Below are 13,067 nucleotides of genomic sequence, written 5' to 3'. Positions count from 1 at the left end.
ACCACCAATTCGATTCAATTGAGTGTGAATTTTTCGGCGCGCCGGGTCAACACCCAGCAGATGGCGGCTAAGCATAACGAGGCGGCGACTCATCCCAAAAGCACCTAGACTAAAGACAATAGCCCCATAGCAAGCCCAAGGATCCCCCATGGTTAAACCCGTCATCGCCGATAACAAGCCCAAGAAAGTCGAGCTAACCAAAGGAGAAGAATACTATTTCTGCGTCTGCGGCCGCTCAAACAGCCAGCCCTTTTGCGATGGTTCCCACAAGGGAACGGGACTTAGCCCCAAGGCCTTTACCGCCGAGCGAAGCGGCGAGGCCTACCTGTGCGCCTGCAAACACACGGGCAACGCCCCCTATTGCGACGGCACCCACAAGCAATTTCGCGCCGAGCAGGTGGGCAAGGAGGGCCCGGGCCGCGAGGCAATCACCAAAGATGACGATCAGGCTCCCAAGGCGGTAGCAACCCAGGAGGAACCCGACGTCGAATTGATCCATCAGCTTGCCAGAGAGGGACTCAAGAGCCTAGGTCATCACGGTCCCATGGTCGCCATGGGAGTACCCAGATACCAGCTGCCAAGCTGGGATGAGATTCAGCTCATGACGGCCCAGATGGCAAGCAAGCCCCTGTTCGAGGAGGAAGCGGTCGACACCGAGCTGATCATTGGCCCCGAGGCACGCAAGCCCCTGAGGCTTAAGATCCCACTACTGGTATCAGACATGAGCTTCGGCGCCCTGTCGGAGGAGGCAAAAGTTGCCTTGGCCAAGGGGGCCGAGCTTGCGGGGACCGGGATCTGCTCCGGCGAGGGTGGTATGTTGCCCGAGGAGCATGCGGCCAACTCGCGCTACTTCTACGAGCTGGCCAGCGCCCAGTTTGGCTATCAGGAAGCCTTGATGGCCAATATACAGGCGTTTCACTTCAAGGGCGGCCAGGGCGCCAAGACGGGCACAGGCGGCCACCTTCCGGGCAGTAAGAACCAGGGTAAGATAGCCCAGATACGCGGTATTCCGGCGGGGCAAGATGCCATCTCGCCGCCCAGGTTCAGAGATCTTAACTCGGTGGCCGACTTTAAACGCTTCGCCGACAGGGTGCGTGAACTCAGCGGTGGCGTGCCTATCGGCTTTAAGCTGAGCGCCAATCATATTGAGCGGGACATTCAGTTTGCACTCGATGCCAGTACCGACTACATCATACTCGACGGCCGAGGCGGCGGCACGGGCGCGGCGCCACAGATTTTTCGCGACCATATCAGTGTGCCGACCATCCCCGCCCTGGCTCGCGCCCGCCGCTACCTGGATCAACAGGGCGCCAGCGGTCGGGTGACACTCATCATCACAGGCGGCCTCAGACTACCCATGGATTTTGTTAAGGCCATGGCGCTGGGCGCAGACGGCGTCGCCCTGGCCAACAGTGCCATGCAGGCGATCGGCTGCGTCGCGGCCCGAATCTGCAACACCAACAACTGCCCCGCCGGCATTGCCACCCAGAATGCCGACCTGCGTCAGCGCCTTAATATCGACAAGTCGGCTCAGCAGCTGGCCAACTTTCTGCAGGCCTCCACCGAGCTGATGCAGGTGATGGCCAGGGCCTGTGGCCATCACCGCCTGCAGGATTTTACCTTGGGCGATCTCGCCACCTGGCACAGTGAGATGGCAAGGCTCTCGGGCATCTCCTACGCCGGCGTGACACCGATTTAACGTGACAGGTTACACCTCACCTGCCCGCCTCCGCCTCGAAAGAGGCGGGCACCTAGCGCTATTCAGCCAAGACAACAAGATAAAGCCCAACCAGTAAAGACTTGTTTAACAAGGCAAATAGGTGCACACTTGCCAGCGATTTAGGACAATCCATCGCCAAAGGCCAATAGCCACCTCAATTCAGCCATAGATAATGTGAAGGATCACAATGCAAGTCGTTATTTTCTCGATAATCTTAGCCCTACTCATCATCACCCTGCTGCTGGTCTACCTAAACTGGCGCGGCAAACAGCCCATCGAAGTCAGCGGTGGCCCGGATGAGGTAATTTTTCTCGCCAATCAGCTGCTGCACAGCGGTCGGGAAGCCCAGGCCCTCGATTATCTGGAGCGCGCTGCCGCCATGGGGATGGCCCACGCGGCGCAGTTCCTCGGTGAACTCTACAGCCTAGAAGATCACCATCTATTTGATAAGAGCAAGGCCGATCACTGGTTTCAGAAAGCGGCCGAGCTCGATGAGCAATTTGCCCAGCTTCAACGCCAGATGCTGAAATTTAAGGTCCATCCCACCCAAGAAGACGGCAAGGAACAGCTGGAAGCCATGTTGAAACCTGGCGCCGATCAGGGCAACAGCCAGCAGCAGACTGAGCTTGGTAGACTCTATCAGGAGAGCCCGCTGCTCGACCCAGACGGCAGCAAGGCGTTGCACTATCTCGAGCTTGCGGCCGAGGCCGGTGACACTCAGGCGCAATACCATCTGGCCAACCTCCTGCAGGAACCTCGCCACGGCGAGCCGGATCCCGCCAGGGCCAGATCCCTGCTCATGGCGATTGCCGACAGTGAGCCCTTGGCCAAGAACCAACTCGCGCAGATGCTGCTTAGGGGAGAAGGTGGCCCAGCCGACCCACGCGAGGCCGAGCGCCTGATGCGCGAGGAGGCAGAGGATAACGAGTTTGCCCTCATCGAACTGGCCCATATCTATCAGGAAGGCAAACATCTGCCTAAGGATATCGATAAGGCAGAGGAGTGCCTAAGACAGGCCATGGCCTTGGAAAACAACAGCGCCAGCTACCGACTGGGGGAGCTACTGCTCAAACATAGAAGAGCCAGCGACAGTCACAGTGAGGCGATCACCCTGCTCACGCCATTAGCTGAGCAGTGGTGGACAGATGCCCTCTTCCTCCTGGGCAAGGCTCACGAGGAGGGGCTTGGCACACGTCGGCACCTACCCACTGCCCTAGCTTACTATCGATTGGCCGCGACAGACCCCGCTCCCTATCACCTAGAACGGGTCAAGGAGTTGAGCGCCAAGATGGGCAGCTATGAGAAGGAGCAGGCCGAGAGCCTGTATCAAGCATTTCTCACCGAGCACCCCATAGACAAGTCTCAGCAGGCCTGCATAGATCTGACCCATGGCCTGCGCCTGCTCCATGAAGATGACAGGGGCCGACGTCATCCGAGAGAGGCCGTTAGCTTCCTGGAGCGCGCCGCGCTCGCCGGCGACAACCTGGCATTTGAGCCACTACACAAGGCCTGCGCCGAGCAGGGACTTAGGGTCGATGCCGCCGTCTGGGCACAGATCGCCCTGGAAGATAGGTTCTATTTTCTACCCTCGGGCGAGATGGAGAGCAGCTTAGTCAGCCTCAAACAAGGCTTTAGCGAGGCCGAGCAGGCGCTGTTTGATCGGCGTCTCGATGAGTTACGAGGGGCTCTCGCCGGTCACTAGGCTTTCACCAGCACTAGTCGCTAAGTTCAAAGAGCTTAAGCTTGAAAACATAAGCCAAAAAAGGGTGGCCAGTAAGCTGGTCACCCTTAGTCTAAAAACGGGGATTAAAAGAGGCTAACCCAGACGGCGTCTCAGCTCCTTGGTTGCCTTCACCATGTTTTGCAGCGCAGGCTCCACCTCATCCCAGGTGCGCGTCTTAAGGCCACAATCCGGGTTCACCCACAGCTGTCCCACAGGAATCTTAGTCGCCGCCTTCTCGATAAGTGCCACCATCTGCTCCACTGTCGGAATGTTCGGGCTGTGGATATCATACACCCCCGGGCCTATTTCATTGGGATACTCGAAATCCTCGAAGGCATTGAGTAGCTCCATATGCGAGCGCGAGGTCTCTATGGTGATCACATCGGCGTCCATGGCGGCGATGGCGTCTATGGTGGCGTTAAATTCGCTGTAACACATATGAGTGTGGATCTGGGTCTCATCCTCGGCGCCCGCCGCGCTCAACTTAAAGGCGGCCACCGCCCAGTCGAGATAATGCTGCCAATCGCTTGCCTTCAGCGGCAGGCCTTCTCGAAATGCCGGCTCATCTATCTGTATGATGCCAATCCCCGCCGCCTGCAGATCGGCCACCTCGTCGCGGATAGCCAGGGCAAGCTGATTGGCGATCTGCTCGCGGCCAATATCTTCCCGGGCGAAGGACCAATGCAGTATGGTCACAGGACCGGTCAACATCCCCTTCACCGGCCTGTCGGTCAGGCTCTGGGCGAAGCTTGCCCAGGCGAGCGTCATCGGCTGACGACGTGACACATCGCCGTAGATGAGCGGCGGCTTGACGCAGCGCGAGCCGTAGCTCTGCACCCAGGCAAACTGGGTAAAGCCCACCCCGTCGAGCTGCTCGCCGAAATACTCCACCATATCGTTACGCTCAGCCTCGCCATGAACCAGGACGTCTATCCCCAACTTGAGCTGACGCTCGATACTGTCGCGAGTCACCGCCTCGAGCTGCGCCACATAGGCCCGTTCGGTCAACTCCCCCTTACGCCAGCGACTGCGCAGGCCGCGAATGGCCGGTGTCTGCGGGAAGGAGCCGATAGTCGTCGTTGGCAGCAGCGGCAGACGAAAACGAGCCTGTTGCTTTAGGCGACGTTCGCCAAAGCCACTGGAGCGATTGAAATCCTCTGGCGTTAACGCATCGAGTCTCGCCTGCACCTCAGGGTTGGCCGCCTGCTCTCGGGCCTGACGTCTCGCCTCGCAGCGCGCCACTATCGCCTGGGCGGCCTCGCTCTGAGGGGTAAGCAACAAGGTGCGCAGCGCGGCCAGCTCATCGAGTTTCTGCTTGGCAAAGCTGAGTTGATTGGCGAGCTCTGGCGTCAGCTCGGTTTCGCTCTCCAGATCCACGGGCACATGTAAGAGCGAACAGGAAGGCGCCAGCCAGACACGCTCGCCGAGATCCGCCACCAGGCCGCGCAAACGCTCGGCCAAGATATCGAGATCCGCCGCCCACACGTTACGGCCGTTGATCACACCAAGGCTGAGTACCTGCGTCGGCTTCAAGCTGGCGCCGAACAGAGTGAGCTGCTCGGCATCGCTCACCAGATCCAGATGCAGGCCATCGACCTCAAGCCCGTTTATCAAGCCGTGATGATGGGCCACAGAGCCATAGTAGCTGGCCAGCAGCAGCTTAACACCTTGACCACTGAGTGCCCGGTAAGCGGGCGCGAAGGCCGCCTGCCAGTCATCATCAAGCTCCAGCGCCAAGATAGGCTCGTCGAGCTGCACCCAGGTCACGCCCTGGTCGGCAAATCGCGCCAGAATAGCTTGGTAGGCCTCGCTCAGCGCCGGCAACAGGCTCAGCTTATCGAAGGGCTCGCCCTCGCACTTAGCGAGATAGAGATAGCTGACCGGGCCAAGCAATACCGGCTTAGGCTGATGCCCCAGAGACTTAGCCTCGGCCACCTCGTCGAACAGCTGCTCATAGGCTATCTCGAAGCGCTGACCCGCCGTCAGCTCGGGCACTATATAGTGATAGTTGGTATTGAAGTATTTCTTCATCTGGGCGGCACGGCTCGCCTCCCCCGTGGGGGCGCGGCCACGGGCCACTCGAAACAGGGTATCGAGATCCACCTGCTCGCCGCTGCGATGGCGCGCCGGGATGGCATTGATGGTGGCGCTCAGGGTTAGCACCTGATCGTAGAAGGCAAAGTCCCCTACCGGCACTTGCTTCACCCCCGCCGCCTGCTGCCACTGCCAATGGGTTCTGCGCAATTCGCTGGCGACCGATTGCAACTGCGCTTGGTCAATCTCGCCACGCCAATATTTTTCCAGGGCAAATTTGAGTTCTCGTTGACGGCCGATACGGGGAAAGCCTAATGATGCGATATCTAGAGTTTGCATATTGTATACCTTTTGCATTAAGATGAGCGAAATTCATGGTTAGCGCCCTTCGCTGTCATCGCAATACAGGTTTGAAAACTGGAATTGCACAACAAACTAAAACGGGCGTCTGGACGTCTAGAAGTTTATTGTGCTAGTCTGTTGTCTCGCAATCGAATTGATTTCACGAGCAACATGAGCCAAATTCATGTGAGGTAAAAATGATAGAGCTTAGGCATTTACGTACATTGGTCGCCCTGAAAGAGAGCGGCAGTCTCGCGGGCGCAGCCAAGAAGCGCTTTGTCACCCAGTCGGCCTTATCCCACCAGATCAAGGAACTGGAAACCCGCATCAACTCGGCAATTTTCGTACGTAAGAGTAAACCTCTCTCCTTTACCCAGGAGGGTGACCGGCTGCTCAATCTGGCCGAAGAGATCTTGCCTAAGGTGATAGAAACCGAAATCGATCTGAAGAATGGCCTGGGCGCCGAGGCGAAAGATCTCTTTGTGGGCATAGAGTGTCACAGCTGCTTTCGCTGGCTGATGCCGGTGATAGAGCAGTTTAATGCCAGCTTTCCCCACACCAATCTGGAGCTGTCGAGCCGCCATCTGTTCGATTCGCTGACTGCGCTCAAGCAGGGACAACTGGACGTGGTGCTCACCTCAGACCCGATTCCTGATCATGATATCGCCTATCAGCACCTGTTCGATTTCGAGGTTAAACTCCTGGTCGCCGCAGATCATCCACTGGCCGAACTCCCCTATGTCACGGCCGCGCAGCTTAGGGATCAGACCCTGCTTACCTACCCTGTGCCGCTGGACAGACTGGATATCTACCGCCACTTCTTGGAGCCTGCCGGGGTGCCGGTTGCCAAACAGATCCGCTGTGACCTCACCGCCATGTTGCTGCAACGCATCGCCTGTAAAGATGGGGTTGCCGCCCTGCCTAGCTGGTCTATTAACGAGGCCCACGGCCTGTCACTCAAGGCAGTAAAACTTGGGGCTGAGGGTCTCAAACGCCCGCTGTTTGGCGCCTATCGCAGCAACGGCAGCAACGCCCGACTCGCCCAGCAGTGGCTTAATCTAGTGACCTCAGAGGGGCTGGAACGTCAAGGGCATTAGGCTCTGTTTCATATCACCAAAATCAAGACACAAAAAACCTGCACTCGGCAGGTTTTCTTTTATCTGGTCGAAGGCCCTAGGGCCTGTTGGCCTTTTGAGAACAAATTTTGTTCTAATTGAGCACGTTCAAATCGCGGCTCGAGGCTTGAGATATAGTTATTCTATATAAAAGCCGAGTAACAAAGAGTTGAACGTGCTCAAGACGAACCCTGCGGGCAGCTTCTGTATCATTTTTCTACTGCGTTATCGCTCATTGATGTAGCTCACTGCATTACAATCACTCTGCCTTGTATAAAATCGATACAGAATGCTGCAAAAATGAACCTAAAAGGTCAACAGGCCCTAGAGCGGGTTAAGCAGTTGATTGCGCATGGAGAGCACCCGGCGCAGCACTAAGCCCGGAGAGTCTGGGTTACGGGTCTGACGCAGGTTGTGGGCGATCATAAATTCTTCCCTAAGCTCCTCATCCAGGCCTAAGGAGTCGAAGGCCTCCAGGGTCAGAGTCTGCTTCTGATTATCAATCAGCGACTTGATAATAGAGAGCGGGAAGGATTGTTCCGACTCGGCATTCAGATAGGCGAAAGCGGTCAGGGCGATGATCTCGCCAAACACGCTAAACAGCGCCAGGGTCTGTACCTCATCGGGATTGATGTTCACCCCGTCCATATGATGCAGACTATCCACAGCATCGGTGGCAATGCTCTCGGTTAGCGCCCAGTAGCCATACACCAGCTTCTTGTATGGCTGAGGCAGCTCATCGAGACGCTCCTTAAGATAGAAGGTAAAGGCGTATCGGTAAATATTGACCTGGCCTAAACGCACCAGGGCATCTTTTAGGGAACGGTTCTTAGATGACACCACGCCGCCTGCATTAGCGGCCGAATTACTGCGCCACAGCAGATGCGCCGCCAGGGCGGGATCGGAAGAGACAATATCGATCACATTGCGGATATCGCCATCTGCAATAATGGCTTTCTTCAACGGGATCAGTATTCCCCGTCGCCCGATAACCTGTTCTTCATTGGCAATAATTGCGCGTACTTGAGTGAATACCTGATGCTCAAGATCTGTCATGAGAAGTTATTAACCTGATTTATTATTGGCACGGCGCCGTTTGTTATCCGAGAATTTACCCATAAAACGACTGCCTGGGTCAAGTCGATTTGGGGTAAAAACGGACATTAACCTAAATAAATTCATCTTGCCACTCACGCTTGGGCTTTCAGCCTACTATGGACGAAAGATAAACGACAAGATTCCGCCACTTAACCAAGGGGTGACGCCCATTGATTGGCTGCTGCCAGGGCCATTTTAGCTATAGGGCACCTGCCTGTTGCAGACGCTGATATAGGTGCTCGGCGAGACGACGGTAACCTTCATCGTTGAGATGAATCGCATCAGATTTTACCTCTGATAATTTTAGCAGTTCTGTCAGAAAATCCTCAATAAATAGCGGATTATATTGTGCCGCCAACTGCCCGTAGAGGGGCGCAGTTTCCAGCCAGAGACTCTTCTGAGGCACGCCGACCAGCACCACAGGGATGTCACGTCGCTGGGCCTGTGCCAGCATGGCCGCAAGGTTAGCCTCGACCTGCTCTGCGCTCACATTACGCAGAAAGTCATTGCCCCCCTCGAGCAAGATGATGAGATCCGGCGCAGTCTCATCCAGCACCCGTGCGAAACGTTCACGGCCCTGAGAGCTGGTCTCTCCCGAGATGCCGGCGTTGATCACCACGCGTCCGCTCATTGTTTGCAGCTGCGCAGGATAATCCATGCCAGGGCTAGCGCCCACGCCTCTAGTCAGGCTATCGCCAAAGGTGAGGATTCTGGCGCCCCCAGCCAGCGGAGCCAAGGAAGGCCCGCCGCTTGGCCAGAAGACGACTGCCAGCAGCAGGATCACCGGCACAAGCAACCACTTTAGTTTCATCCTTTACCCTCATACTCACTATGATTGGTATCACTAAAAATATCCTGGTTCCATGATGAACAGCAGGCAATAAAAAAGCCAGTCAGATCTGACTGGCTCTAAGGCTAAAACACTTTAGAAGCGATAGCTGGCGGTCAGGCGCAGTGCCCGACCCGAACCAGGGTAGTAGCCATTACCATAAATACTGAAATACCCTGAGCTGACATACTCCTTGTCCAGCAGGTTGTCGACCCGCAGGCTGGCCAGCCAGGCATCGCGGCTATAGTTGATGGCGATGTTCGCCAGGGTATAGGCATCGAGCTTATCACCCAGGTTGGCATTGTCGCCCTCTATGTAACGTTCACCTGTGTAGACCGCCTCGGCGAAGAGCTGCAGATGTTCATAAACATCGTAACTGACATAGCCACGACCTGTGTTCTTGGCCACCCAGGAGAGCGCCTTACCCTCGTTCAGCCCTTCGGTAAACTCGGCGTCTATGTAGTTGTACTCAAGCCCAAGCAGCAGATCCTGAGTCGCCTGCCAGTCCCAGTCTGCGCTCACCCCATAACGGCGTGAGGCATCGGCGTTCACGTTAGCGCCGGGGAAACTGCCACCGACAGGCGTCTCGGCGCTGGGGTCGAAGACGATCTCATCTTCGAGATCCAAACGATAGGCACTCAGGCGCAGGCTATTGCGCTCGAGCAGCAGATCCCAGCCCGCCTCGTAACTGCGCCCCGTCTGCGGCTTGAGCCCCTGAATGCTAGCCGGGGTATAGGCCTGCTCGTCCACCTTGGCGAAACGGAAGTTGTCGTCGGCCCGCAGGTAGAATCTATGTTGCTGGCTCGGGCGATAGTTAAGGCCAAGCTCGAAGGCATGGGCATCCTGATCCAGATCGATCCCATTTGGATAGGCACTGGCGTCCACCAGCTCATCTGTCACCTCGGCGTAACGACCACCCACCACATAGCTGAAGCTCTCGGTGAGGGGCACGGTCGCCTGCAGATAGGCGCTGGCCAGCTTCTGCACATTGCTGCGATTGCTAAATGTCGCCTCGCCGCGACTGAGATCCAGGCCGGTCACCAGCTTAAGCTCGCCGTTATCCGTCTTGATGTTAGCCACAGCCTTGGGCTTAAACTCCAGCAGGGAGCGGGTATCGCGGCGGCTTGTGTTCCAGGTGCTGAGCCCGGTTGTCAGGGTATCGCTGTAGTTAAGGTCGGCGCCCAGTGCCCAGGCCTCATTCAGCTGGCGCTGATAGCCGGTGCGGGCCGCCGTGGTCATCTCATGGAGGTAGGCATCGATAAAGAGATCGCCCTGCTTCAGATCACCCATTTGTCTTGGGTTTTCCTTGAGTTGATCATCATTCAGCGCAGCTGCAAGCTCGCGGTAGTTGTCATAGTGACTCGCCTCGGCGAAAAACTGCTGCGCCTCATCGTCATACTGCAGGCGTCCCAGCACTGAGCTGGTCTTGCTGGCGTTATGATCGCGATAGTTGTCGCTCTTGAGATGGTTGGCTGCGCCATAGAGGCGCCAGTTGTCGTTGATGGCGACTGAGCCCTCGGCCTTGGCCTCAAAGGTGTCGAAGCTGCCGCCGGAGAGCTGCAGGCTGCCGCCGTTATCTTTCGGCGCCTTGGTGATAATGTTAATCACCCCGCCAACTGCCTGGTCTCCATAGAGCACACCGGCGCTGCCTGAGAGGATCTCGACTCGCTCCACCTGATTGAGCCCGATGGCGCCGATGCTTGGCGCGGCGATATCGATGTTATTGAGGCGACGACCATCGATCAGGATCAAGGTGTTGTTGACCGCCTGACTGGCACCGAAGCCACGCATGGCAAACACGGCCCCCGAGTTTGAATCTGACACCTGAATGCCGCTCTGTCCGCGCAGCAACTCGGTGAGGTTGGTGGCACCGCTGAGCTCGATGGCGGCGGCGTCGATCACATTGACGTTAGCCGCGATATTGATAGGGGTGTTTTCGGTGCGGCCGATAACCGTGATGGTTTCATCCACAGGTCCTGGGGTGCCCGAACTTTCCGCTAAGGCAGGAAAGCTCCCGGCCAGACAGGCGCCAAGCAGTAGCGCAATTTTACTAGGTTGTGTACCCATTTTCCTTTAACTCCTAAAAGGGAAACAGGGCAAGGCGTCACGACTGGGCGCTGTCCATCAAACCGCCAAGGTCGCATTTCGAGATCTGCCCGCCGAAATCTCAAAATCACCTTAAGGGCCGGTCTCCGGACTGAGGTTAAGTCTAAACAAAGGGTTTAAACGACGAGCATAGATTTTTTTAACACCATGATGTTAAAGTCATGGCGCACCCAGCTCTCACCTATCACCGTTGCGGGGGCAGTGCCAGATTCTCACTGGCTTCCCGATTATCCCGTGTCGTCTCGCGCCACAGGCACCACATAAGGTTGACTAATACCAATCGTAGTAAATAGTCGATCATCCTAGCTTGTTAAAACGTTCGATAACTGCGTTAGATTTTTCGATTGTAGAATAACTACTTATCTAAAAATTCTAACTTGTTCTAAAACGTTTTTCCGACGCTATTTCTGATCGCTTACTTACTGTGATTGGTATGAATTTGGTCATGCTCTGTCGCTTGGCAAGCGGCGGTTTACCCGCAGCATGATGGAGAAACTCTCTCCCTGCTCCATTGACAGAACGCGGGCATTATAGACGTCTACACGTATAAATGTCTAATACTCCCATGATGGCCCGAGTCGGCATCTGCACCCAAAGGCGGCATTACTCCCTAAAAACAACAAAGGAGGCCTAAGCCTCCTTCATCGCATATAGGGGAAAATTACGCCTCGGCCAATGCCTTAGGATTTTCACCATATTCGTTGCCTTCCACGCTGTCTTGCACATAGAAGATAAGCAACACTATGGCGCCTATCAGTGGGACCAGGCCGATCAACTGCCACCAGCCCGAACGACCCGTGTCGTGTAGACGTCTGGCCGAGATGGAGATAGTTGGGATAAACATCACCAAGGCAAAGATTGTGCTCAACATATACAGGCCAGTCACCACATCTATGGTAGCCGTTACCGCGTAGAAGATGATGTAGAACAGGGTAAACATCCAAAATTCTTTGCGACGTGCACGACCTGTGAAATCAGCAAACTTCTTCAACGCACCAATAAAATATTCCATATAGTTCCCTTTGTTTACGTAAATGAACTGAAAAGCTCCAATAAATAGGGGGCTTTTCCTAAGCCCCCTTTTGGATAAGCAACATAATATATCAATACTTTCAAAAATATAATTTAAATTTAATGACAATCTCGTTTGACGCACAGACGCGAACTGCTTACCCCTTTAACACCCAGCCTTGATTAGACGCCATCACCAGAAGAGTCTGCATTAATGCAGGCTGGTCATGTCGGCAACACGCTCGATGGGGGGGACAATATTTAGCGAGGAAAGCGACAGCAGTGCCTCTCCCCGCGCCGACTGATGCAGCAAAAAGAGATCTTCTTCACCCGCAATGACTGTGTAGTGGCCTATTTCCCCCATCGGCTGTTCGGTGCCGGGCTCACCTCTGTGGGTCTGCGGCATCTTGTCACAGGTCAGCATGGCACTATAACTCGCCTTACCGCCGAGTTCACTCTCCCCCAGCTTCTGGTATTGCATCTCCCCCTCGCAGGTATGGCTATACTGCTCGGCGAAACCATCGAGAAAGGCCTCGGGGTTGATGCGCCCCGCCATCCCTTTAAAACCCTGTACACAGTAGAGCGACGACCAATGGGCCAGCAGCTCCTGGGCGGGCACAAACTCGGCCGAAAACATATCGCCATGCTGCTCGCTATAGGCGAGACGCCAGTTGGCGGGGAAGTGTAGTCCTAGGTTATGTTTGAAGATGGTCAATTGACTCGTCTGCACCGACATCTGAGACGACATCTGTACCAGCTCGGTGGCGGTCGCGCCCAGGGGTTGCACGAGTAGGCCGAGGGTCAGCCCTTTTGCCAACGCCTGAGTAAATACCTGTGGTGAAAAATCCATTTTATCTACCTCATCCTGTAATACTGCAGCACATAAATAGCCAACAAACCGATAGCAATTAGCGCTATTTCCAGTGTCAATCACTCCTCCAGAGCGATCTCCGGCAGATATTACTACAAAGTCACGGTAAGGGAGCGGATGATTTACAAAAATTAAGACTGAAAAACTCCTTGACGCTTTTGATTACAAGTGTAATCTTAATTAAAAATTACAAACGTAATCGTAGAAAACGGTCCCAT

General features: G+C 55.5%; 9 protein-coding genes and 1 riboswitch. Of the genes, 3 read left to right on the top strand and 6 right to left on the bottom strand.

The window, feature by feature from the left end:
- Positions 1-148: 148 nt before the first annotated feature.
- Together GNT65_RS17320 and GNT65_RS17315 are read left to right on the top strand one after the other, a co-directional pair.
- On the top strand, positions 149-1,699 hold the full coding sequence (locus GNT65_RS17320; RefSeq protein ID WP_160798461.1) for a glutamate synthase-related protein: 1,551 nt from the start codon (positions 149-151) through the stop codon (positions 1,697-1,699).
- 208 nt (positions 1,700-1,907) lie between these two features.
- On the top strand, positions 1,908-3,422 hold the full coding sequence (locus GNT65_RS17315; RefSeq protein WP_160798460.1) for an SEL1-like repeat protein: 1,515 nt from the start codon (positions 1,908-1,910) through the stop codon (positions 3,420-3,422).
- Between the two features lie 114 nt (positions 3,423-3,536).
- Here the strand turns inward: GNT65_RS17315 and metE are convergent, their stop codons facing one another.
- Entirely contained in the window at positions 3,537-5,816 is a 2,280-nt protein-coding gene (metE, locus tag GNT65_RS17310) for a 5-methyltetrahydropteroyltriglutamate--homocysteine S-methyltransferase (RefSeq protein ID WP_160798459.1), read from the bottom strand.
- Between the two features lie 200 nt (positions 5,817-6,016).
- Here metE and GNT65_RS17305 point away from each other — a divergent pair, with 200 nt between their 5' ends.
- Positions 6,017-6,916: a LysR family transcriptional regulator gene (locus GNT65_RS17305; RefSeq protein WP_160798458.1), complete on the top strand. Its 900-nt coding sequence runs from the start codon at positions 6,017-6,019 to the stop codon at positions 6,914-6,916.
- 342 nt (positions 6,917-7,258) lie between these two features.
- On the opposite strand, the gene GNT65_RS17300 is transcribed toward GNT65_RS17305, so the two are convergent.
- From GNT65_RS17300 to GNT65_RS17280, 5 genes are all read right to left on the bottom strand, one after another.
- Positions 7,259-7,990 carry an HDOD domain-containing protein gene (locus GNT65_RS17300; RefSeq protein ID WP_160798457.1) on the bottom strand — a complete coding sequence of 244 codons (732 nt, stop codon included), beginning with the start codon at positions 7,988-7,990 and terminating at the stop codon, positions 7,259-7,261.
- A 241-nt stretch (positions 7,991-8,231) separates the two neighbouring features.
- Positions 8,232-8,843, bottom strand: a complete 612-nt coding sequence (locus GNT65_RS17295) for an arylesterase (RefSeq protein WP_160798456.1) — start codon at positions 8,841-8,843, stop codon at positions 8,232-8,234.
- 114 nt (positions 8,844-8,957) lie between these two features.
- Complete coding sequence (locus GNT65_RS17290) at positions 8,958-10,928, bottom strand: TonB-dependent receptor (RefSeq protein ID WP_160798455.1); 1,971 nt, start codon at positions 10,926-10,928, stop codon at positions 8,958-8,960.
- A gap of 100 nt (positions 10,929-11,028) precedes the next feature.
- A riboswitch (cobalamin riboswitch) is annotated at positions 11,029-11,243 on the bottom strand.
- A gap of 385 nt (positions 11,244-11,628) precedes the next feature.
- Positions 11,629-11,979: a DUF805 domain-containing protein gene (locus GNT65_RS17285; protein WP_160798454.1), complete on the bottom strand. Its 351-nt coding sequence runs from the start codon at positions 11,977-11,979 to the stop codon at positions 11,629-11,631.
- A 210-nt stretch (positions 11,980-12,189) separates the two neighbouring features.
- Entirely contained in the window at positions 12,190-12,828 is a 639-nt protein-coding gene (locus GNT65_RS17280; protein ID WP_160798453.1) for a hypothetical protein, read from the bottom strand.
- Between the last annotated feature and the right edge of the window lie 239 nt (positions 12,829-13,067).

Origin of the sequence: Shewanella insulae, assembly GCF_009831655.1 — a bacterium.
Classification (GTDB): domain Bacteria; phylum Pseudomonadota; class Gammaproteobacteria; order Enterobacterales; family Shewanellaceae; genus Shewanella; species Shewanella insulae.
The sequence above is the reverse complement of the archived record's forward strand: the minus strand, read 5'-3'. Positions and strand labels throughout refer to the sequence as shown.